Source organism: Micromonospora sonneratiae, assembly GCF_042679305.1.
Lineage (GTDB): Bacteria > Actinomycetota > Actinomycetes > Mycobacteriales > Micromonosporaceae > Micromonospora_H > Micromonospora_H sonneratiae.
In genome coordinates, this window is the sequence record NZ_JBHTMP010000039.1 from 1 (window position 1) to 20,255 (window position 20,255).

Annotated in this window: 19 protein-coding genes; 9 read left to right on the forward strand and 10 right to left on the reverse strand. The window is 70.7% G+C overall.

Going from position 1 to position 20,255, the window contains the following annotated elements:
• The 4 genes from ACFQ4H_RS22705 to ACFQ4H_RS22720 form a co-directional block, all read left to right on the forward strand.
• On the forward strand, positions 1-1,771 hold a 1,771-nt coding region (locus ACFQ4H_RS22705), incomplete at its 5' end, for a PD-(D/E)XK nuclease family protein (protein WP_377573647.1).
• Complete coding sequence (locus ACFQ4H_RS22710) at positions 1,768-5,241, forward strand: ATP-dependent helicase (protein WP_377573649.1); 3,474 nt, start codon at positions 1,768-1,770, stop codon at positions 5,239-5,241. The genes ACFQ4H_RS22705 and ACFQ4H_RS22710, both read left to right, overlap by 4 nt.
• 251 nt (positions 5,242-5,492) lie before the next feature.
• Positions 5,493-5,696, forward strand: a complete 204-nt coding sequence (locus ACFQ4H_RS22715) for a cold-shock protein (protein WP_377573652.1) — start codon at positions 5,493-5,495, stop codon at positions 5,694-5,696.
• 198 nt (positions 5,697-5,894) lie between these two features.
• Positions 5,895-7,193 (forward strand): DEAD/DEAH box helicase, encoded by a 1,299-nt coding sequence (locus ACFQ4H_RS22720; RefSeq protein WP_377573655.1) that lies wholly within the window; start codon positions 5,895-5,897, stop codon positions 7,191-7,193.
• Here ACFQ4H_RS22720 and ACFQ4H_RS22725 read toward each other — a convergent pair.
• Genes ACFQ4H_RS22725 through ACFQ4H_RS22735 form a run of 3 tightly spaced genes read right to left on the reverse strand, consistent with a single transcriptional unit; the run spans position 7,084 to position 9,505 of the window.
• Positions 7,084-8,805 (reverse strand): serine hydrolase domain-containing protein, encoded by a 1,722-nt coding sequence (locus tag ACFQ4H_RS22725; RefSeq protein ID WP_377573658.1) that lies wholly within the window; start codon positions 8,803-8,805, stop codon positions 7,084-7,086. The two genes, ACFQ4H_RS22720 and ACFQ4H_RS22725, sit on opposite strands and share 110 nt — an antisense overlap.
• Positions 8,806-8,845: 40 nt before the next feature.
• Positions 8,846-9,169 (reverse strand): hypothetical protein, encoded by a 324-nt coding sequence (locus tag ACFQ4H_RS22730; protein ID WP_377573661.1) that lies wholly within the window; start codon positions 9,167-9,169, stop codon positions 8,846-8,848.
• Positions 9,170-9,505: an ArsR/SmtB family transcription factor gene (locus ACFQ4H_RS22735; protein WP_377573664.1), complete on the reverse strand. Its 336-nt coding sequence runs from the start codon at positions 9,503-9,505 to the stop codon at positions 9,170-9,172.
• A gap of 179 nt (positions 9,506-9,684) precedes the next feature.
• On the opposite strand from ACFQ4H_RS22735, the gene ACFQ4H_RS22740 reads away from it, so the two are divergent.
• Both ACFQ4H_RS22740 and ACFQ4H_RS22745 read left to right on the forward strand, forming a co-directional pair.
• Positions 9,685-9,909: a hypothetical protein gene (locus tag ACFQ4H_RS22740; RefSeq protein WP_377573667.1), complete on the forward strand. Its 225-nt coding sequence runs from the start codon at positions 9,685-9,687 to the stop codon at positions 9,907-9,909.
• Positions 9,910-9,982: 73 nt separating this feature from the next.
• Entirely contained in the window at positions 9,983-10,876 is an 894-nt protein-coding gene (locus ACFQ4H_RS22745) for a hypothetical protein (protein WP_377573670.1), read from the forward strand.
• A gap of 7 nt (positions 10,877-10,883) precedes the next feature.
• On the opposite strand, the gene ACFQ4H_RS22750 is transcribed toward ACFQ4H_RS22745, so the two are convergent.
• From ACFQ4H_RS22750 to ACFQ4H_RS22765, 4 genes are read right to left on the reverse strand one after another with little or no spacing between them, the layout of a single operon-like run.
• Positions 10,884-11,297, reverse strand: a complete 414-nt coding sequence (locus ACFQ4H_RS22750) for an RrF2 family transcriptional regulator (RefSeq protein WP_377573672.1) — start codon at positions 11,295-11,297, stop codon at positions 10,884-10,886.
• 6 nt (positions 11,298-11,303) lie between these two features.
• The gene (locus tag ACFQ4H_RS22755) at positions 11,304-12,191 is read right to left on the reverse strand and encodes an ABC transporter permease (RefSeq protein WP_377573674.1); all 888 of its coding nucleotides are present in this window, start codon (positions 12,189-12,191) and stop codon (positions 11,304-11,306) included.
• Positions 12,181-13,083, reverse strand: a complete 903-nt coding sequence (locus ACFQ4H_RS22760; RefSeq protein WP_377573677.1) for an ABC transporter ATP-binding protein — start codon at positions 13,081-13,083, stop codon at positions 12,181-12,183. The genes ACFQ4H_RS22755 and ACFQ4H_RS22760 overlap by 11 nt, the downstream gene beginning before the upstream one ends.
• The gene (locus ACFQ4H_RS22765; RefSeq protein WP_377573679.1) at positions 13,080-14,141 is read right to left on the reverse strand and encodes an ABC transporter substrate-binding protein; all 1,062 of its coding nucleotides are present in this window, start codon (positions 14,139-14,141) and stop codon (positions 13,080-13,082) included. The genes ACFQ4H_RS22760 and ACFQ4H_RS22765 overlap by 4 nt, the downstream gene beginning before the upstream one ends.
• A gap of 150 nt (positions 14,142-14,291) precedes the next feature.
• Here ACFQ4H_RS22765 and ACFQ4H_RS22770 point away from each other — a divergent pair, with 150 nt between their 5' ends.
• From ACFQ4H_RS22770 to nudC, 3 genes are read left to right on the forward strand one after another with little or no spacing between them, the layout of a single operon-like run.
• On the forward strand, positions 14,292-15,602 hold the full coding sequence (locus tag ACFQ4H_RS22770; protein ID WP_377573682.1) for a M16 family metallopeptidase: 1,311 nt from the start codon (positions 14,292-14,294) through the stop codon (positions 15,600-15,602).
• The gene (locus ACFQ4H_RS22775) at positions 15,599-16,924 is read left to right on the forward strand and encodes a M16 family metallopeptidase (RefSeq protein ID WP_377573685.1); all 1,326 of its coding nucleotides are present in this window, start codon (positions 15,599-15,601) and stop codon (positions 16,922-16,924) included. Before ACFQ4H_RS22770 ends, ACFQ4H_RS22775 begins: the two co-directional genes overlap by 4 nt.
• A complete protein-coding gene (gene nudC / locus ACFQ4H_RS22780) occupies positions 16,921-17,874 on the forward strand; it encodes an NAD(+) diphosphatase (protein WP_377573688.1) in 954 nt (317 codons plus the stop codon). Before ACFQ4H_RS22775 ends, nudC begins: the two co-directional genes overlap by 4 nt.
• Positions 17,875-18,078: 204 nt before the next feature.
• Here the strand turns inward: nudC and ACFQ4H_RS22785 are convergent, their stop codons facing one another.
• From ACFQ4H_RS22785 to ACFQ4H_RS22795, 3 genes are all read right to left on the reverse strand, one after another.
• Positions 18,079-18,381, reverse strand: coding sequence for a hypothetical protein (locus ACFQ4H_RS22785; RefSeq protein WP_377573691.1), 303 nt, complete (start codon positions 18,379-18,381; stop codon positions 18,079-18,081).
• 260 nt (positions 18,382-18,641) lie between these two features.
• A complete protein-coding gene (locus ACFQ4H_RS22790) occupies positions 18,642-19,610 on the reverse strand; it encodes a helix-turn-helix domain-containing protein (RefSeq protein ID WP_377573694.1) in 969 nt (322 codons plus the stop codon).
• A gap of 329 nt (positions 19,611-19,939) precedes the next feature.
• Complete coding sequence (locus ACFQ4H_RS22795) at positions 19,940-20,188, reverse strand: mycoredoxin (protein ID WP_377573697.1); 249 nt, start codon at positions 20,186-20,188, stop codon at positions 19,940-19,942.
• Positions 20,189-20,255: the final 67 nt, after the last annotated feature.

Genomic DNA, 20,255 nt, shown 5'->3' on the forward strand with positions numbered 1-20,255 from the left:
GCTGGCCACCGCCCGGGAGGCGGCGGCGGTGCCGGGGGCCACCGCCGAGGACGTGCTGTGGGCGGTGTGGCGGGCCAGCGGCCTGGCCGAGCGCTGGGCCGCCTCGATCATCCGGACCGAATCGGTCTCGGGTGAGGGGGGACCGGGCTGGCGGGCCGCAGCGGCCGACCGGGACCTGGACGCGGTCGTGGTGCTCTTCGACACCGCGGCCCGGTTCGTCGACCGGCTGCCCGGTGCGGGCACCGAGGTCTTCCTCGACCATGTGATGGGGCAACAGCTACCCGCTGACACGCTTGCCCCGAGCGCCGACCGGGGTGAGGCCGTACGCCTGCTCACCGCGCACGCCGCCAAGGGTTTGGAGTGGGATCTCGTCGCCGTCGCCGGGGTGCAGGAGGGGATCTGGCCGGACCTGCGACTGCGGGGCAGCCTGCTCGGCTCGGAACGGTTGGTCGATGTGCTGGCCGGTCGGGGTGAGGGCGCTGGCGTGACGGCGACCCTGGTCGGGCAGACCTCGGCGCTGCTGGACGAGGAGCGGCGGCTGTTCTACGTGGCCACGACCCGCGCCCGGCGACGGCTGCTGGTCAGCGCGGTCGACTCGGCGGCGGTCGGTGGCGTCGACCATGAGGAGCAGCCGAGCCGGTTCCTCTACGAACTGAGCCCGCAGCGGCCGGGTGCCGCCGGGTCGAACCCGGATGCCAACGGGGGGAGCGAGCCCGACGATCGGTCTGTCGAACTACCGGTTGGCCGCCCACCCCGGGCACTCACCCTCTCGGCGCTCGTCGCGGAGCTGCGTACCGCCGTCATCGACCCAACGGTGGCGGCGGACCGGCGGCGCGCCGCGGCGGCCGAGTTGGCGCGCCTCGCCGCCGCCGGGGTGCCGGGTGCCCATCCGGACGACTGGTGGGGACTGCGCGCGCTCTCCGACGATCGACCGCTCGTCGACGAGGGGGAGACGGTCCGGGTCACGCCCTCCACCATGGAGAGTGCGCTGCGGTGCAGCCTGCGGTGGTTGCTGGAGAGACACGGTGGCAGCGGTCCGGCCAGCACGGCACAGGGTGTCGGCAACCTGGTGCATGCCGCAGCGATGCTGGCCGAGGATGCCAGCGTGGACCGGCAGCGGCTGCTGGAGTACGTCGCGGCCCGGTTCGACGTGATCGACCTGGCCGCCAGGTGGATGGCCGGTCCGGAGCAGTCCCGGGCCGAGGCGATGGTCGACAAGCTGTTGCGCTGGTTGGCCGGTAACCCCCGCCGGTTGCTGGCCATCGAGCACGAGTTCGCGGTACGCCTCGACGACCCGGTACGGCCGGTCGAGCTGACCGGTCGGGTGGACCGGTTGGAGGTTGACGCCGATGGTCGGCTCGTCGTGATCGACCTGAAGACCGGCAAGTCGACCGCGGTGACCGCGACGGAACTCGCCGAACATCCACAGCTCGGGGCGTATCAGGTCGCGGTCGAGGCGGGGGCCTTCGCCGAGTTCGGTGCCGAGTCCGGCGGGGCGGCCCTGGTGCAGCTCGGCACGTCGACGAAGGATGCCAGGGAGCAGGCCCAGGCGGCGGTTGCCGAGGGGGAGGAGACGGGCTGGGCGCAGGCGATGGTGCGCCGTACCGCCGACACCATGGCTGCGGCGACCTTCTCGGCGGTGGCCAATTCGAAATGTCGGGTGTGCCCGGTACGGAGCAGCTGCCCGGTCTCCGGTCAGGGGCGGCAGGTGGTTGAGCCGCCCAGCCGCCGGGAGCCGCCGGGTCAGCGTCAGCCGGGAGAGAAATCTTGAGCCAGCCGTCCCTGTTCGCCGCGGCCCGGCCGCAGCGGGTGGCCGATGCCGGCCCGCGCTACACCCCGGTCGAACTGGCCCGACTACTGCGGTTGCCCGCACCGACCCTGGAGCAGGCCGCCATCATCGCCGCGCCGGTCGAACCGCTGCTGGTGGTGGCGGGGGCTGGCTCCGGCAAGACCGAGACGATGGCGGCCCGGGTGGTCTGGCTGGTTGCCAACGGATACGTCCAACCGGAGCAGATCCTCGGACTCACCTTCACCCGGAAGGCGGCCGGCGAACTCGCCCATCGCATCCGTACCCGGCTCGACCAGCTCGTACGACGACTCGGGCGGGAGGGCCGGACGATCGGCGGGGACCTGCTCGGCGGTGAACCGTCCGTGGCCACGTACCACTCGTACGCCGCCCGGATCGTCACCGAGCACGGCCTCCGGGCCGGCTACGAGCCCGCCACCCGGCTGCTCACCGAGGCGTCCCGGTGGCAACTGGTCGACCTGCTGGTCCGCAACTACGACGGGGACATGTCGGAGGTGGACCGGGCCCCGAGCACCATCACCGACGCTGTGCTGGCCCTGGCCGGTGAGCTGGCTGAACACCTGGTCACGCCGGACGAGTTGGCGGCGTGGACGGGACGGTTCTTCGCCGATGTGCAGTCCCGTCCCGGCAAGATCTACGCCGACGTACGGAAGGCGTTGACCGTCCAGCAGATCCGGTTGCGGCTGCTGCCCCTGGTCCGCGCGTACGACCAGCGTAAACAGGACTTCGAGGCGATGGACTTCGGCGACCAGATGGCCCGGGCGGCCCGGGTGGCCCGGGACCACCCCGAGGTCGGCGTGATCGAGCGGGACCGGTACCGGGTGGTGCTGCTCGACGAGTACCAGGACACCAGCCACGCACAGGTGGTGCTGCTCCACTCGCTCTACGGCGGTGGTCATCCGGTCACCGCCGTCGGTGACCCGTGCCAGTCCATCTACGGCTGGCGGGGCGCCAGCGCCGGCACCCTGGAACGGTTCCCCGACGCGTTCACCCGTCGGGACGGGGAGCCCGCCCGAGCGTTGACGCTGACCACGAGCTGGCGTAACCGGCCGGAGATCCTCGGGGTGGCCAACGGGCTCTCCACCCCGCTGCGGGCGGCCGGAGCACGGGTCGCCGAACTGGCCGCCGCGTTCCGGGTGGCGGATCCGATCCCCGGCCGTACCGCCCGGGGGGCGGCCGGCGGCACCGTCCACTGTGCGCTGCTGGAGACGTACGAGGACGAGGCGGACTGGATCGCGGACAGCCTGCTGGCCGCGTGGCGGGGGGCGGCCCGGATGCCCGGGGCGTTGGCCGAGCACATCCCGGTGGAGCAGCGGCCGACCAGCGCGGTGCTGGTCCGGGTACGCAGCCAGATCCCCGCCATCGAAGCCGCGCTGCGGTCCCGTGGCCTGCCCGTCGAGGTGGTCGGGCTCGGTGGTCTGCTGGACACCCCGGAGGTACGGGACGTCGTCTGCACCCTGCGGGTGTTGGCCGACCCGACCGACGGCGCGTCGCTGCTGCGGCTGCTCACCGGGGCGCGTTGGCGGATCGGGCCACGGGACCTGGTCGCGCTGCACCGCCGGGCGAAGGAGATCGCCGCCGACCGGCGGGAACTGCCCAGGGAGTCCGACGACGAGCCGGAGATCGTCGTGGACCAACTCGACGAGGCGACGCTGGTGGAGGCGTTGGCCGATCTGGGGCCGGCGCAGGCGTACTCGGCGGAGGGCTATGCCCGGCTGCGGTCGTACGGGCGGGAACTGGGGCTGCTGCGCTACCGCCTCGACCAGCCGTTACCCGACCTGTTGGCGGATGTCGAACGCACGATCGGCCTGGACGTGGAGGTCGCGGTCCGGGCCGGCGCGAACGGACGGGGCGGGGACGCCGGTCTGGCCCGGGGGCACCTGGACGCGCTCGGCGATGTGGCGGCCCGGTTCGCCAGTGACTCCGGCGGCGGCCAGCTCTCCAGCTTCCTGGCGTTCCTCACCGCCGCCGAGGACGAGGAGCGCGGGTTGGCCCCGGGCGAGGTGGAGGTGGTGGAGGGCGCGGTGCAGATCCTCACCGCGCACGCCGCCAAGGGCCTGGAGTGGGACGTGGTCGCCGTGGCGGGACTGTCCCGGGGCGTCTGGCCGGGGCCGGTCCGCAGCTCGGACCACTACCTGCGCGGGCTCGGTGTGCTGCCGTTCCCGCTGCGTGGCGACGCCGACGGTCTTCCCCAGCTGGACCTCGACGGTGCCGAGGACCAGAAGGGGGTGGCCAGGGCACTGACCACCTTCACCGAACACTGGTGGGCACACGACGAACGGGAGGAGCGGCGGTTGGCGTACGTCGCGGTCACCCGACCCCGACGGCTGCTGCTCTGCTCCGGTTACTGGTGGGGTGAGGGGGCGAAGCGGTCGCGTGGTCCCTCGGTGTTCCTCCAGGAGGTGCACGACTGCTGTCTGGCCGGACAGTCCGTGGCCGGTAGCGACGGCTATGTGATCGACGTGTGGGTGCCGGAACCCGCCGGCGACGCGGTCAACCCCACGACTGACGTGGTGCTCCGGGCGGAGTGGCCGGCGGACCCGCTGGGTGCCCGCCGTCCACCGATGACCGAGGCCGCCAATCTCGTACGCCGGTTCCTGGTCTCCGGACCGGCTGCCGGACCGGAGGCGGGAACCGGCCCGTCCGGGGCCGAGACCGATCAGACCGGGGCCGAGACCGATCAGACCGGGGGCGGAACTGATCAGACCGGGGTCGGAGGCGGTCCGGCCGGGGTCGATCCGGAGGTTCTCCGCTGGCGGCAGGAGGTCGACCTGCTGCTGGCCGAACGGGAGCGGCTGGCCCAGCGGCATGGTCCGGTGGAGGTGGCCCTGCCCGGGCACCTGTCGGTGTCGCAGCTGGTGGCACTGCGCCGGGACCCGCTGGCGTTGGCGCGTACGCTGCGTCGTCCGATGCCGGCCCGGCCCGACCCGTACGCCCGCCGGGGCACCGCCTTCCACGCCTGGTTGGAGCAGCGCTTCGGCGGTGGCCGGCTGCTCGATGTGGACGAGTTGCCCGGCGCGGCCGACGAGGATGCCGCCCCTGACGAGGCACTGGTCGAGTTGCAGGAGCGCTTCCTGGCCAGCGAGTGGGCCGACCGTACGCCGATCGAGGTGGAGGTGCCGTTCGCCACGGTCATCGCCGGTGTGGTGGTACGGGGACGGATGGACGCGGTGTTCACCGCCCCCGGGGGCCGGTACGACGTGGTCGACTGGAAGACCGGTCGCCAGCCCTCGGGGCCGGAGGCGGCAGCGGCTGCGGTGCAGTTGGCGGCGTACAGACTGGCCTGGGCCGAACTGGCGGGGGTGCCGGTCGACCGGGTGCGGGCAGCGTTCCACTACGTCCGTACGGGGAGCACCGTACGTCCGGCCGACCTGCTCGACGCTGATGGCCTGGCCGAACTGGTGGCCGGGCTGCCGGAGGCGACGTCGGGCTGAGCCGGGAGGTACCTGGTCTGATTTTTCGGGTATGCGGTCGATCACCGTGTTACAGTGGTCGGGTTGCAGTTTTGGTTCCCAGAGACTCTGTGTGCGCCTGGCGGGATTGTGGCCCCAGGCGCGCTTTGTTGTGTCCGGAGTTCTCCGGGCGGGGCGACCAGTGCGACACCGATCCGTGCAGACAGGCGCGGACGACCCTTCGGGCCCGCAACGAGTGTGGGTCCGATCGTTCCGTCAAGGAGACGAACAAGATGGCAATTGGCACCGTCAAGTGGTTCAACGCCGACAAGGGCTATGGCTTCATCACCCCGGACGGCGGCGGCGCTGACGTCTTTGCCCACTTCTCCGCAATCCAGAGCTCCGGCTACCGCAGCCTGGACGAGAACCAGCGGGTCGAGTTCGAGGTGACCCAGGGCCAGAAGGGCCCGCAGGCGGAGAACATCCGCCCGCTCTGAGCATCGCTCGATCCCGCCGCGTCCGTTCGACGCGGTGACGCGTCCGGCCCGTGCCCCACGGCACGGGCCGGATCCGCGTAACTCTCCCGGTTCGTGCTGGCGACCGCCGGCGGCAGGTTGCCGCGGCGGCAGTGTCCTCCCTGGCTATCGCCCGGATGGGCCTTCCTCGACACGTGCCGCCATCGAGGAAGGCACCATATGACCACCCCGGTAATCAAGATGTTCGCCGACGCGGCGCTGGCCCCCGAGTTGCAGGCCGCGCTGACCGCGAACGGCATCACCGATCCGTTCCCGATCCAGGCGGCCACCCTGCCGGACGCACTCGCCGGTCGGGACGTCCTCGGCCGGGGCCGTACCGGCTCCGGCAAGACCCTCGCGTTCGGCCTGCCGCTGCTGTCCCGGACCGTGGGCCGGCGGGCCCGTCCGGGGCGTCCGCTGGCGCTGGTGCTGGTGCCCACCCGGGAACTGGCCCAACAGGTCACCACGGCGTTGACGCCGTACGCCCAGGCGGTCGGGCTGCGCTGCGCCACAGTGGTCGGCGGTCTGTCGTTGCAACGCCAGGCGGACACCCTGCGGGCCGGTGCGGAGGTGGTCGTCGCCACTCCCGGCCGGCTGCACGACCTGATCAACCGGAAGGACTGCCGACTCGACCAGGTCGCCATCACGGTGCTGGACGAGGCCGACCAGATGGCCGACATGGGGTTCCTGCCGCAGGTCACGAAGCTGTTGGAGCAGGTCGCGCCGAACGGTCAGCGCATGCTCTTCTCCGCCACCCTGGACCGGGGGGTCGACCGGTTGGTCCGGCGGTTCCTGACCGACCCGGTGTCGCATGCCGTCGACCCGGGGACCGCCACGGTCACCGCGATGACGCACCACGTCCTGCACGTGGAGTTGGCCGACAAACCGGCCGCCCTGACCCAGATCGCCGCCCGCGAGGGACGGACCATCCTCTTCATGGGTACGAAGCACCGCGCCGACCGGCTGGCCCGGCAACTGCTGGCCAGTGGCGTACGGGCGGCGGCCCTGCACGGCGGCAAGTCGCAGCCGCAGCGGACCCGGATCCTGGAGCAGTTCCGTACCGGCCAGGTGACCGCGTTGGTGGCCACCGACGTGGCGGCTCGGGGCATCCACGTCGACGGCCTGGACCTGGTGGTCAACGTGGACCCGCCGACGGAGGCCAAGGACTACCTGCACCGGGGCGGCCGTACCGCCCGGGCGGGGCAGTCCGGCGCGGTGGTCACCCTGGTGCTGCCGGAACAGCGTCGGGACGTCGACCGGTTGCTGGCCACTGCCGGGATCAAACCGGAGTCGACCCGGGTCCGCCCGGGTGACGAGGAACTCGTCCGGGTGACCGGCGCACGCGTTCCGTCCGGGGTGCCGGTGACCATCACCCCGCCGGCGCAGCCGGCTCCGGCCGCCGCACCCAGGGCTGCCCATCGTGGCTCCGGCCGTCCGCGTCGTCCCCGCCGTCGACCCGGGCAGCAGTCGGCGAGGTAGCCCGGCAACCCTGGCCACGGTCCTGACCGTGCTGAAGCTGCTGGCCACGGTCCTGACCGTCCTGACGCTGAGGCGGGTCGGCCGGTCGGCTGCCGGCCAGGGCGTAGCCGGTGCGGACGATCCGGACCAGGGCGAGGGCGGTGGCCAGCACCGCGATGGCCACCAGGGTCTGGCCGATGTCCAGGGCCCAGAGCAGCACCTGAGCGGGACCGGATCCGCCCAACGCGGCGGGTAGGCCCCAGAGCGCGCCGGCCACCAGGGCGGCGCAGCCGGCCAGCCAACCGGCCGTGCCGGCGATGATCCGGCCCCGGGCCGGTTCGATCCCGTCCCGTGCTGCCGTCCGCCCGTGCCGGGTGGCCGACCGCCGCTGCCGTACGGTCCGGAACACGGTCCACACCAGACCGGCCAGCAGCAGCCCGGCGAACGCGACCAGGCCGATGCGCGTCCAGGTGAAGAGCGGCTCCTCGGTCGCCGTCGTGGCGGCGTGACCGTGCATGATCCGGACCAGGTTGAAGGCGGTGGCGGCCAGCGGCGGGTCCATCGGCAGACTGTAGACATTGGACAGTACGACGACGGCCAGGTCCGACTCCGGCACCAGTACGACGTGGCTGAAGTATCCCGGGGTCGCCCCGGCATGCCAGACGATCCGGGTGTCGGTGCCGGTGAGGACGGTGTCCCGCCAGCCCAGCCCGTACCGGCCCCTGCTGCCGACGGGGACCTGACCGGTGTGCGACTGCGCGACGCCATCCGGGGAGAGGAGCTGGGTGTCGCCGTACCGACCGTCGTTGAGCTGGGCGAGGGTGAAGTGGGTCAGGTCGTCGAGGCTCGCCGCGAGGTAGCCGTACGGAACACCGGAGGTGTCGTACGGCGGGTCGAAGCGTTGCGGACGACCGAAGTGGTGACGGTGGCCGGCGGGGAGGCCGACCGCCTCCGCCTCGGCTTCGGTGGTGACGGCGTGCCGCATGTCCAGTGGTTCGAGGACGTTGTGCCGCAGGTACGTCCCGAAGGGCTGCCCGCTGACCGTCTCGACGAGTGCACCGAGGATCTGGTAGTTGGCGTCGCTGTACTGATGGGTCCGCCCCGGGGCGGCGGTGGGCCGGATCCCGGCCAGGTCCCGTACCGACCTGGTCAGTCCGTCCGCCGTGTTGTCGAACCGGTCGGTCAGGCCCTTGGCCGCGACGTCGGGCAGGCCGCTGGTGTGGGTCAGCAGCTGTCGTACGGTGATCGTCGTTGCCGCTGTCCCGTCCGCGAGTCGGAACCAGGGCAGGTAGCGACGGATCGGCGCGTCGAGCGCCACCCGGTCCGCCTCGACGAGCTGCATCACCGCCAGTGCGGTGAACGGCTTGGCGACCGAGCCCAGCAGGAACGGTGTCCGGCCGGTCACCGGCTCGCCGTCCCCGTCGACTCCCCAGGTGCGCTGGTAGACGACCTGTTCGCCGCGTACGATCGCCACCGCCGTGCCGGGGGCCCGGGTTTCGGCCACCTGCCGGTCGAGGTACGCACCGATCTGGGCGAATCCGTCGTCAGCCGGTGCGCCGGCCGCTGGCCGGGCCGGTACGGCCAGCGCCGCCAGGCAGGCCAGCGCCATCAGCGGGCGCGCCCAGTTCCTCATCGTGCCCCACCTCTCGGTCGATGGTTCCGTACCGTCATACCTAGCCGACCTGGCTCAGTAGCTTCTCCACCGCGGCCAGGCGTTGCTTCACCGCCACGAGTTCGGCATGCGTGCTCTGTAGGTCCGCGCGCATGCCCTTGAGTTCGGCCACGGTGGCCTGCGTACCGTCGGCGAATCTCGCCTCGGCGGCGCTGGCCTGTTCGGCGAGGGCCCGGTACTGCGTCTCCCGGGTGGCGGAGTGCCGGGCCCGGTAGACGCCCAGGCCCACGAACGCGACGATGGCCACCAGCGCGACCACCATCACCATCGATCCGATTGAGGTGATCTTCGCGAGGTCCATCGCGACGACAGAGGTAGTGGACACTTACTTCTCTTCCTTTCCCGGGTTGTCCGTGCCGAGGGTCGGTACGGCTGCCGCGATGACCTCGGGCGTCAGGCTGATCGCGAACGGCGTGACCTCGAAGTACTTCATCGAGCTGCCGTCCCGTGCCGTCTCCAACGTGCCGCTGACCAGACCGGCGGCCTCCAGTCGTTGCAGGTGCATGTAGAGCAGCGGTCGGTTCATCTGTAGTTGTCGGGCGAGTTCGCTCACGTAGTAGCGGCCGCCGCTGAGGGCGGCGATGATCCGTAGCCGGTGCGGGCTGGCCAGGGCGGTCAGCACCGGCAACAGTTCGTCGCCGGACAACCCCGCGTCGTCCATGCCTTCGACGTCCTCCCTGGGTGTCAGATATTGCTGACACCCCTGTCAGAACAGACTGACACCCGGTTGTGCGAGGAGTCAAGTCGGATGGGTGACTGTGCCGAGACGTGGACCGGTCGCTCCTGCTTCCCTGGTGAACTCAGCGAATCCGAGGTCAGCCCCACGACGGGAGAGGTGACATGGTCGGGGAAGCCGGAACGGGGGCGACGCGCGAGATCCTCATGGTGTTCGGCCTGGCCCTGGCCGGAATTTTCCTCGCCCTGATCGCCGTGTTCGCGCCGTGGTACGGCGAGTCCGTCTCGCCGGAGCGTCCCGTGGTGGTCGAGATGCACGCCCCCGATCGGCCCCCGGTTCCGGCGAGCCCGCCGGCCCGCGCCGGGGCCACCCTGCCGGGAACCCGCTGACCGGGAACCCGCTGACCGAAAACCCGGCCCCGCCCGACGTTCGCCCGCCGGGCGGTGGTGTTCACTAGAGAGGATGCCTGCCACCACGCCGCCGCCACCCGGTCGTCGACCTCCGTCGGGACCGGCCTGGTCGGCCGGTGCGGTGACCAGACTCGGCACCCCCGGACCGCCACCGGTCGCACCACCCGAAGATCACGCGCTACGCGATCCCCGACGCGACGACCGGCGTCGACTGTGGTGGTTCGGCGGTACGGCGGCAGTGGTGCTGGTGATCGGGCTGGTCGTGGTGCTGGCCATGGCGCTGTCGGGCAACCCGCGTCCGTTCGGTGGTGGTGACTACGACGCGCCGCCCGACAACCGGCCGCAGTTGGCCCGGATGTGCCCGCCGCCGAACTCGCCACCCGCCGACCCGGCACCGGTCGATCCCGGGCCGCCACCGTCCGGCCCGCGTACGGTCGACGAGCAGGCGGGCATCTCGTACGTCGCCCTCGGTGCGCCCTGGCAGCCGTGGACCACGGTGTGGAATGCCGGAACGCTGGAGGTGCCGTACCGGGTCGGCCAGCACTTCGTCACCGAGCCGAACTACAACGGCTTCAGTGACTACCACGCCTCGATCCTGTCCGCCGCGGTGCCGGCGGCCGACAACGATGCCCTGGTCCTCGACATCGAGTGCGTCGGCCGCCGGGTGGCCGCTGACGTGCGGGCCGAGTACTACCCGCAGCCGAACCGGATGGAGCCGATCCGCGACGAGCGGGCCACCCTCGGTGGTCGGCCGGCGTGGGTGTCGGTGTTCCGGTTGCACTTCACCCAACCGGGGCTGCGGGCCACCAACGAGTTGGCGGCGGTCGCCTGCATCGATGTGGGAAAGCCGACCGCCGCGATCCTCTACGTCTCGATCCCGGGCACCCACCGTCAGTACGACGGGGTGGTCGACGAGGTGCTGGCCTCGGTGCGTACCACCAACTGATCCGGCGTCACCCCAACTGGTCCGGCAGCAGTAGGTCGGTGAGGGTGACCTGGTCGACCACCCCCTCGATGGCACTGTGTACCGCCAACCACACGTCGCGCAGACCGCTGGCCACCCCGCGATAGGCGGTGGCCTCGGCCGGCTGTCCCCGTACGGTGGTCAGCGAGCCACTGACGGCGCGTAGCACCTCGCCGACGGTCACCTCGACCGCTGGGCGGGTCAGCGAGTACCCGCCCTCCAGGCCGCGCCGGCTGTGCAGCAGACCGGCCCGCCGCAGGTCGAGCAGGATGTCGTGCAGGAAACTCAGCGGGATCTCCTGCTCGCTGGCCAGTGCGGCGGCCCTGATTGGCTCACCGCCCTGGCCGGCGGCGATGGCCAGCATGGCCCGTACGGCGTAGTCGCTGCGGGCGGAGACGTACATGACCGCTCACCTGTCCGTGGCATCCAGTACGCCCCAGCGGCGGCGGATCGCCCGGTCGGCCGCGCCGAACGCGGCGTCCACCACCAGGCCCAGCAGCAGGATCACGATCATGATCGCGATCAGCCGCTCGGCGTCCGAGAGTTCCCGGGCATAGGTGAGCTGTGCGCCGATCGAGGTCTTCGTCGCGATGACCACCAGCAACTCGCCGGCCATCAGGCTGCGCCAGGCGAACGCCCAGCCCTGCTTGAGCCCGGCCACGATCGCCGGCAGCGCGGCGGGCGCGATGACGTACCGGTAGAGGTCGAGGCCCTGGGCACCCAGGTTGCGTCCGGCCCGCAACAGCAGCGGCGGTACGTAGTCGACGCCGTGGATGACGCCGTTGGCGATCGACGGGGCCGCGCCGAGTACCACCACGAAGAAGATCGCCTCTTCGCTGAGTTGGAACAGCAGGATCGCCAGCGGGAACCAGGCGATCGACGGCATGGTCTGCAAGGCGGTGATCATGGAGCCGAGGGCGGCGCGCAGCACCCGTACCCGGGCCACGGCCAGGCCGAGGAGCAGACCCACCGCCACGGCTGCGGCGAAGCCAACGGCGGCCCGTCGGCCGGTGGTGGCCAGCCCGTTCCAGAGCGCCGCGTCGAGCAGGTAGCCGCCCAGGTCCCGGCCGACCGTCATCGGGCCGGGCAGCGCGTACTCGGGTTTCCAACCGCTCCAGACCACCACCTGCCAGACACCGATGGCGAGCCCGAGGGCGGCCAGCTTCGGCCAGAGGCCGGACCAGATCCGCCGGAGCCGGGAGGCGTCCTGTTCCCGGCTGGCGATCTCCAGCGCGTCGAGCCCGGAGATGGTCTCCCGGTCGGTGCTCCGGGTGGGGGTGATCGTGTCACTGGCCATGACGGCCCACCTCCGTACGCAGTCGGTCGGTGACCTCGGCGGCGATGGCCGCGATCTCGGGGGAGTCGATCCGACGTGGGCGGGGCACGTCGACCCGGGTCTCGTGGATGATCCGGCCGGGTCGGCTGGACAGCAGCACGATCCGGTCGGCCAGCCGGGCCGCCTCCCGTACGTTGTGGGTGACGAACAGGACGGACAGCCGGCGCTGCGACCAGATCCGTTCCAGTTCGTCGTGCAGCAGGTCCCGGGTCATCGCGTCGAGCGCCCCGAACGGCTCGTCCATCAGCAGCACGGGGGTGTCCAGGGCGAGGGTACGGGCGAGCGCGACCCGCTGCCGCATGCCGCCGGAGAGTTCGTGCGGACGCCGCCGGCCGAACTCGGTCAGGTGGACCGTCTCCAGCAGTTCGGCCACCCGGGTCCGCCGGGCGGCCCGGGACAGGCCCCGCAGTTTCAGCGGGACCCCGATGTTGTCCGCCACGGTCAGCCAGGGAAACAGCGCCGGCTCCTGGAACATGAATCCCGGCCGGATGGGGGGCAGGTCGAGCGATCCGCCACCGTTTGGTTCGTCGGCATGGTCGCCCGCTTTTCCAGCGGTACGGTCGCCCGGTTGTCCGGCGTCCCGGTCGACCGCTCTCCCGGCGGCGGGGCCGGCCGGTTGCCCGGCCAGCCGTACCGTCCCGGAGGACACCTGGTCGAGCCCGGCCACCAGGTTGAGCAGGGTGCTCTTGCCGCAGCCGGACGCACCGACCAGGCAGACGAACTCGCCGGCCGCCACGTCGAGGCTGACCCCGTCCAGGGCGAGTACGGCGTTGTCCCCCCGGCCGTAGACCTTGGTCACCCCGGTGAGCGAGACTGCGGTCGTCCCGCCCACCGTTGCCGTACGGGTCGTCATGGCTGGGGGACTTCCGGCTTGCCCTGCGCCTTGAGCACCTCGTTGAGGTAGCTCAGGTCGTAGAGACCGTCGAGGTTGACCGGCTGGGTCAGTTCGACGGCGACCGCGTGGTCCAGTCCGGCCTTCAGCGACGAGGCGATCGGGTCGTTGAGGAACTCCAGGGTGGGCCACGCCTGCTTGATCAGCGCGAGGTCGAGCGGCTTACCGGTGATCTTGCCGATGTGGGTGGAGATCGCCTGCTGCGCCTCGTCGGGCCGGCTGTTGACGAACTCGTTGGCGGCCACCTGGCCCTCGACGAGCTTGCGGACGATGTCCGGGTGGGCCTTGAGGAACCTGGTGCTGACGATCAGGTTGGTGATGACGAACTTCTTGTCCGGCCACAGGTCGCGCTCGTCGACCAGCACCTTGCCGCCCGCGTTGACCAGCCGGGAGACGAACGGCTCGGGCACCCAGGCGCCGTCGATGGCCCCGGTGCCGAAGGTCTCGATGGTCTGGGCGTTCTCCTGCGGCACGATCTGGACGTCGCCGCCGCCCTCCTTGGTGGTCCTGAGTCCCTTCTCCTTGAGCCAGTAGCGGATGGCGACGTCCTGGGTGTTGCCCAGCTGCGGCGTGGCGATCTTCTTGCCGCGCAGGTCCTCGACCGAGTTGATGTTGGGTTTGACGACCAGCGCCACCCCGCCGGAGGCGGCTCCGGAGACGACCCGTACCGCGTCCCCCTTGGACTTGGAGTGCGCGTTGACCGTCGGGTTCGGTCCGATGTAGGTGGCGTCCAGGGCCCCGGAGAAGATCGCTTCGATGGCGGCGGGGCCGGCGTTGAAGGTCTTCGTGTCGAGCTTGACGCCGCTGCCCAGCTTCTCGGCGAAGATGCCGCGCTCCACACCGACCACGGCCGGCGCGTGGGTGATGTTCGGGAAGTAGCCGAGCCGGAGGGTGACCGGCCCACCGCTGCCGGCTGCGTCGTCGGTGTCGCCGCAGCCGGCGGCAGCGCCGAGGGTCGCGGCGGCCAGGGCCGCGACGGTGGCCAGCGTGCCGAGCCGGCGGTACGGGAGACGTCTCATCGCACTTTCCAATCCCGAGTTTTCCTACTTAGTCGATAGGAAGAGTGGGTTAGGGGATCAGCTCCGGTCAAGCTGTCATCCACATGCTGGGAAGTCGGGCAATCCCCCCGGGTCCCGCTGGTCGACCGGGGGACACGCTAGGGTCGGTGCGTGGCGGCGCGGAGATCGAGAATTCCAGCGACGAAATATCCAGTCGAGCGGTTCACCCTCGACAACGGCCTGCGGGTGGTGCTGACACCTGACCGCAGTGCGCCGGTGATCGGGGTGGCGGTCGTCTACGACGTGGGCATCCGCTCGGAACCCGAGGGGCGGACCGGCTTCGCACACCTCTTCGAGCACCTGATGTTCCAGGGCTCGGAGAACCTGGAGAAGCTGGCCCACTTCCGGCATGTCCAGGGCGCGGGCGGCACGTTCAACGGCTCCACCCACCTCGACTACACCGACTACTACGAGACGTTGCCCAGCAACGCCCTCGAACGCGCGCTCTTCCTCGAAGCGGACCGGATGCGCGGTCCCCGGTTGACCGAGGAGAACCTGCGTAACCAGGTCGACGTGGTCAAGGAGGAGATCCGGGTCAACGTCCTCAACCGACCGTACGGCGGGTTCCCCTGGCTGAAGCTGCCGCCGGTCATGTTCGACACCTTCCCCAACGCGCACGACGGCTACGGCTCCTTCGACGACCTGGAGAGCGCCACCGTCGCCGACGCGGCCGACTTCTTCGACCGCTACTACGCCTGTGGCAACGCCGTGCTGACGGTCAGCGGTGACCTCGACGTCGCCGAGGCGACCGAGCTGATCGAGCGGCACTTCGGCGACGTACCGGCCCGACCGGCTCCGGCCCGGCCGGACTTCGCCGAGCCCGACCTGACCGCCGAGCGGCGGGACTCCTACGTCGACCAGTTGGCGCCCCTGCCGGCGGTGGCCAGCGCGTGGCGGGTGCCGGACCCGATCAGCGACTTCGCCAACTACCTGCCCTACGTGGTGCTGGCCGAGGTGCTGACCGACGGGGACGCCTCCCGGCTCGTCGAGCGGCTGGTGCTGCGCGACCGTACGGTCACCAGCGTCGGCGGCTACCTCGGCTTCATGGGGGACCCGTTCGACGTACGCGACCCCACGGTGCTGCTGCTACAGGCGCACCTGCCCCCCGGCGGCGACGTGGACAAGGTGCTGCGCACCGTCGACGAGGAACTCGACCGGCTGGCCACCGACGGGCTCGCCGACGGCGAACTCGCCCGTACCCAGGCCCGGATGGCCACCCACCTGCTGCGGGACACCGACGCGGTGCTCGGTCGGGCGTTGCAGATGGCCGTACTCGAACAGCAGCGCGGTGAGCCGGGGCTGCTCAACGAACTACCCCGGCTGGTCGGTGAGGTCACCGAGGAACAGATCCGGGCTGCGGCGGCGACGCTGCGGCCACAGCGTCGGGCATCGGTCGAGGTCGTTCCCGGAGGTGGCAAATGACGGTACGGACGCTGCCCGCCCTCGGGCCGAACCGCAAGCTCAAGGTGCCCGCCCAGGTCGAGCGGACACTGCCCAACGGCCTGACGGTGATCGCCATCCGCCGGCCGGCCGTACCCCTGGTCGAGCTGCGGCTGTGGCTGCCCTTCGGCCCGGCGCACCTGGCCCGCAGCGTGCTGCTGTCCCAGACCCTGCTCAGCGGCACCGCCACCATGTCGAGTGTGCAGATCGCCGCCGAGTTGCAGACGGTGGGCGGTGGTCTGCACGCCGGGCTCGACCCGGACCGGTTGATGGTCGCCGGCAACGGTCTGGCCACCGGTCTGGACCGGATCCTGGAACTCCTCGCCGAGGTGGTGACCGGCGCGACCTACCCCAACGACGAGGTCGCCATCGAGCGGGACCGGCTCATCGACCACATCCAGGTGGCCCAGAGCCAACCGGCCCACCTGGCCCGCGAGGCGCTGCTCAAGCGGATGTACGGCAAGCACCCGTACGCCGTACAGACCCCGGAACCGAAGCAGGTGCGTACGGTCCGCCCGGCCGACCTGCGCAAGCTGCACGCCGAGCGGGTGCATCCGGCCGGCGCGATCCTGGTCCTCGTCGGCGACCTGCACCCCGAGCGGGCGATCGACGCCGCCGAGCAGGCCCTGGGCGGGTGGGACACGGCGGGGCAGGCGGTCGAGTTGGCACCCGTGCCGCCGCTGACCCCGCAGCCGCTGCTCCTGGTCGACCGGCCCGGTTCGGTGCAGTCGTCGCTGCGCATGGCGCTGCCGGCGGTCCCGCGTACCCACCCGGATCACGCCGCACTGCAACTGGCGAACCTGATCTTCGGCGGCTACTTCTCCTCCCGCTGGGTGGAGAACATCCGCGAGGACAAGGGCTACACCTACGGCCCGCATTCGATGATCGAGCATTCGGTCGCCGGATCGGCGCTGGTCGTGGCCGCCGAGGTGGCCACGGAGGTCACCGGCCCGGCCCTGCTGGAGACGGTCTACGAACTCGGTCGGCTGGCCTCCCTCCCGCCGAAGGAGGACGAACTGGAGCAGGCCCGGCAGTACGCGTTGGGCACCCTGCAACTGGGCATGTCGACCCAGGCCGGGCTGGCTGCGGTGGCCAGCGCGTACGCCGGGGTCGGGCTGCGGGTGGACTTCCTCGCCGAGCATGCCGCCCGGCTGGCCAGGGTGACCCGGGACGAGGTCGCCGCTGCGGCGGCCACCTACCTGGCGCCGGCCCGCGCGGTCACCGTCGTACTCGGTGATGCCGAGCGGATCGCGGCGCCGCTGGCGGTGCTGGCCCCGCTCGAACAAGTGGGCACATCGTCATGACGGAAGAGCGGACGGGCGCACCGCTGGCCCGTTCGACTCTCGACCGTGCCGCGCACCGGCGAACCGATCAGCGGTGGTTGGCCGAGGCCTGGAGGTGTGCCCGGGTCCTGGTGGTGGACACCTCCGCCGGGGGCCGGGCACTGGTCACCTCGGCGGAACAGCAGCCGGCGCTGGTGCTGTGCGATGCCGCCGTCGCCGATGGGCAGGACCATGCCGGTCGCCTGTTCCTCGGCATCGAGTCGGACGGTACGCCGGTGTTCGCGGTCGACGCGCCACTGCCGACGGTCCCGGAGAGCCGGGCGGTGACCCTGCGCGAGGTCGGCCACCTGCTTTCCGCCCGGGACTTCGAGCTGTTCACCACTGCGGTGTCGCTGGCCAACTGGCACCTTCGGCACGCCTACTCGGCCAGCACCGGGCTACCCGCGAGGGTCCACGAGGGCGGCTGGTCGCGGATGGACGATGGCGGCGACCAGATGTGGCCCCGTACCGACCCGGCGATGATCGTGCTGGTGCACGACGCGGTCGCCGGCCCGGACGGTCGGTGCCTACTGGGCAACAACGCCGCCTGGCGGGACAGCGTGCAGTTCCGGCGATTCTCCTGTCTGGCCGGCTACGTCGAGCCGGGGGAGTCGGCCGAGGCGGCGGTGGTACGCGAGGTCGCGGAGGAGGTCGGTCTGCTCCTCGACGACGTCGAGTACGTCGGCAGCCAGCCCTGGCCGTACCCGAGTTCGCTGATGCTGGGGTTCCTGGCCCGGGCCGACTCCGCCCAGCCGCTCCAGCTCGATCCGAACGAGATCGCCCGGGCCCGCTGGTTCACCCGACGGGAGATCACCGGGTTGCTGGCGGGTGGCGTGGTCGACGCCGGTGACGGCCTGTGCGTCCAACTGCCGACCCCGGCGTCGATCGCGTACTCGCTGATCCTGCGCTGGTTGACCGGCACCGGGCGCTGACCGGGCGCTGACCGGGGTCTGATCCCGGCGGGTCTGCGGCGGGGCATTCCGGAACGTCCGTTTCAGGGCCGTCCCGGAACATGTCTTGGTCCGTGATCGTCGTTGCCGCGGCGATCACGGACCAAGAACCTGGACCGTCATGGTCGGCCGTCGGCATGCGCGGAAGCGCGGCGGGGGAGACCGGCGGAGACCAGTGGCGGTCGTCTAGGTGAGGTGCGGGGGCCGGTTAGAGCCTAGCCGTCGGTCACCTCGTTGTTGGGCGGATCGGTTGTTCGGGCCGCCGATCGGCAGCACCTTGATCCGCTGGCGTCCCGCGCGTACCGCGCCGACTGTGGACAACGCGCGAGCCAGCAGCATTGCGGCGTCCAGGTCCTCCGCGTGGAGGGTCTGTCGACGTAGCTCGGGAGCCGTCTGCTCGTCGCGCAGCCGTCCACCGCAGGCCCAGGCCGCAGCCACGTCGTCATCAGCGGCAGCGCGGATGTCGGTCCGAACGATTAGAAACCGCATGGGTGTCTCCGGATGAACCGTGACGGATAAGGATCATGCGACTACGTTGAACGTTCATTTCGTGGAAGTTCCACGGTGGGTCCCGTTCGTCATGCTACGCATCGACCGGGTCGCGACAAGCGGAACGCCACGATCGGATTTTTACCCTGTCCGTTCGGATGATGCCTGGTCAATGGGTAGATGCAATCGATATGCAAGAGGGCCGCCGCCCCGGGAAAGGGGTTCGGCGGCCCTCATTGGACCTGCTTGTCGGATCCGATCTACTGCTCGGTCAGCCGCTGTTCGGTACGCCGACTGCGCTGGGCCGGCGGCATGGGGATCGGACCGGGGGGCGTCGGCGCGGACCGGGACGGTCGGGCGTCGATCTCCTTCGCCATGCCGGCCAGCCAGTCGGCGGTCTCCTCCGGGGACAGTGCCGCCGTCCGCAACCAGTCGAAGGCCACGCTGTAGCGGCGTATCTCGTCGCGATCGGTCAGTACGGTGTTGGTCGATATGCCCTCGATCGCCAGCGTCTCCGGATCGTGGGGATCAGCGAACCGGTAGAGCGAGAACGCGGTGTTGGCGAGATACCACTCGCCGATGATCGCATCACGCAGGAGCACCTGGATCGTGACATTGGGGAGTGTCGCCACCTCCTGCAACTTGGTCAGTTGGCGGCGGAGCACATTGGGCGGCCCGGATCGGCGGGACAGTGCCGCCTCGTCCAGCACCGCCATGTAGTGCGGCGGCTCGAATTCCCGGTCGAGTATCGACTGCCGGGACATCCGGGCCCGGACCTCGTTCTCCGGAGTCTCGGTCTCACCCTTCTCGGGATTCTCGGAGAGCGTGGTCAGCGGCAGCATCGACATGATCCGCGTCATCGCGTACTTCTCGGTCTGGAGCAGGCCGGGCACGATCACCGGGCTGTACTCGCGAATCTCCGCACAGCCAGCCTCCAGCTCGGCGTAGACCCGCTGATTCGTCGTCATCACCTCGAACTTGCGTAACCAGCTCCGGATGTCGCCGGCCTCGCGGGTGATGTTGGTCAGGTAGGCGCGCGCCTCGTCGCTGGCGTTGTAGATCTCCAGGAGTGTCTGGATGTCGCGCGGCTCGGGTCGACTGCGGGCATTCTCCAGCCGGGAGAGCTTGGAGGCGGATGCCCAGCCGGCCCGCTCGATCACCTGATCGCCGGTCAGGCCAGCGGCTTCCCGAAGTTGGCGCAGCTGGTTACCGAGATTGCGGCGGCGCATGATCGGACTTTGCTGGGTGCCGGTACCAGGCTGGGTGGTCGGACCATCTGGACCTGTCGGGCTTGGTTCAGCAGGAGGCAAGGAAGTCCTCTTCTCTTGATGGTGTTGATCCCGCCATCTCCGGCCCGATGATCACCGTCCGGAGCGTAACCCCCACGAGGAGTATGCCGTTGCCTGTCGGTGGGCCCGAACTGACCGCAGGCGTGTCACGGTAAAAATTGCTGCTCGGTCCAGGAGCCTGCTGCCCGGTTCTCGATGGGGACGAAGAAAGGCCCCGGGGAGTGGTCCCCAGGGCCCAGCTTGCGGTACGTGCTGCGTCACGCCCGCCCTCAGGCGGCCAGCGCCTGCTTCACCTGCACGATGCTCGGGTTCGTCATGACGATCTGCTCCCCGCCGTTGGGCGGGACGATCAGAACCGTCGGGACCGTCTGGTTTCCGCCGTTGACGCTCATCACGAACTCGGCAGCGGCCGGGTCCTGCTCGATGTCGACCACCTCGTGCTCGATGCCTTCCCGATCGAGCTGCGACTTGAGCCGCTTGCAGTAGCCGCACCAAGGGGTGGAGTACATCGTGAGCATGATCAGGTCCTTCGGTTGTAGTTGATCACAGGCTAATCGCTGTAACGCCAGCGGAGGCTGACATGAT

Coding starts and splice junctions, on each gene's coding strand:
- ACFQ4H_RS22720 (WP_377573655.1), top strand. CDS start 5,895: ATGACCACCCCGGTAATCAAGATGTTCGCCGACGCGGCGCTGGCCCCC.
- ACFQ4H_RS22790 (WP_377573694.1), bottom strand. CDS start 19,610: ATGCGCCGCCGCAATCTCGGTAACCAGCTGCGCCAACTTCGGGAAGCC.
- ACFQ4H_RS22750 (WP_377573672.1), bottom strand. CDS start 11,297: ATGTACGTCTCCGCCCGCAGCGACTACGCCGTACGGGCCATGCTGGCC.
- ACFQ4H_RS22755 (WP_377573674.1), bottom strand. CDS start 12,191: ATGGCCAGTGACACGATCACCCCCACCCGGAGCACCGACCGGGAGACC.
- ACFQ4H_RS22760 (WP_377573677.1), bottom strand. CDS start 13,083: ATGACGACCCGTACGGCAACGGTGGGCGGGACGACCGCAGTCTCGCTC.
- ACFQ4H_RS22775 (WP_377573685.1), top strand. CDS start 15,599: ATGACGGTACGGACGCTGCCCGCCCTCGGGCCGAACCGCAAGCTCAAG.
- ACFQ4H_RS22715 (WP_377573652.1), top strand. CDS start 5,493: ATGGCAATTGGCACCGTCAAGTGGTTCAACGCCGACAAGGGCTATGGC.
- ACFQ4H_RS22795 (WP_377573697.1), bottom strand. CDS start 20,188: ATGCTCACGATGTACTCCACCCCTTGGTGCGGCTACTGCAAGCGGCTC.
- ACFQ4H_RS22740 (WP_377573667.1), top strand. CDS start 9,685: ATGGTCGGGGAAGCCGGAACGGGGGCGACGCGCGAGATCCTCATGGTG.
- ACFQ4H_RS22765 (WP_377573679.1), bottom strand. CDS start 14,141: ATGAGACGTCTCCCGTACCGCCGGCTCGGCACGCTGGCCACCGTCGCG.
- ACFQ4H_RS22725 (WP_377573658.1), bottom strand. CDS start 8,805: ATGAGGAACTGGGCGCGCCCGCTGATGGCGCTGGCCTGCCTGGCGGCG.
- ACFQ4H_RS22785 (WP_377573691.1), bottom strand. CDS start 18,381: ATGCGGTTTCTAATCGTTCGGACCGACATCCGCGCTGCCGCTGATGAC.
- ACFQ4H_RS22735 (WP_377573664.1), bottom strand. CDS start 9,505: ATGGACGACGCGGGGTTGTCCGGCGACGAACTGTTGCCGGTGCTGACC.
- nudC (WP_377573688.1), top strand. CDS start 16,921: ATGACGGAAGAGCGGACGGGCGCACCGCTGGCCCGTTCGACTCTCGAC.
- ACFQ4H_RS22745 (WP_377573670.1), top strand. CDS start 9,983: ATGCCTGCCACCACGCCGCCGCCACCCGGTCGTCGACCTCCGTCGGGA.